The organism is Laedolimicola sp., from assembly GCF_051972735.1.
In the GTDB taxonomy this organism is placed as follows: Bacteria; Bacillota; Clostridia; order Lachnospirales; family Lachnospiraceae; genus Laedolimicola; species Laedolimicola intestinihominis.
Window position 1 is genome coordinate 1 of record NZ_JBOKYU010000102.1, and the last position, 547, is coordinate 547.

Sequence of the window (547 nt, forward strand, 5' to 3'; positions counted from 1 at the left end):
ATTTATATTTGTGTAGCCATTGATAAAGCATTCCTGGGTTAATACCTGCTTCTATGGCAACTTTCTTCTTTGGTATGCCTGCAATGACCTTTGAAACCAGTTCAAACTTTTCTTCTGGTGTCCAAACCTTATTAAACACCTTATGTTTTAAAACTTCTGGGCCATGTAAATCAACCAATCTGGCCCATTGTCGTATATTACTTTTGAGAGTATCTGGATTCACCCCTTCTGGGATATCGGGATAGGAACCTGAAAGATACAATTCAACACACATCAGTTTAAACTCATAACTATAATGCATAAAAATACCCTCCTTACTGGTTGTCCAGTAAAGAGGGTACATATCAGATATTTTGTATGGGGGTATTTTACCATATGCTTATAGGGTAAACAACAAAAACCGCTGCCCACACATGCAGCGGTTTTCATTATAGGAGTTATGTACGTTATATGGGACGTGGAGATCCTTTTACGGTAGATTCCTATACACAAAAAATACAAACAGAACTACTAAAAAAATATACATTCCTGCTTTTTCCCATGTCCT

Annotated in this window: 1 protein-coding gene; it reads right to left on the bottom strand. The window is 36.9% G+C overall.

Annotated features, from left to right (window positions below; translation table 11 throughout):
- Positions 1–301 (bottom strand): transposase (locus ACTRC3_RS11775; protein ID WP_440323198.1); only part of this gene is annotated, 301 nt, incomplete at its 3' end.
- Positions 302–547: the final 246 nt, after the last annotated feature.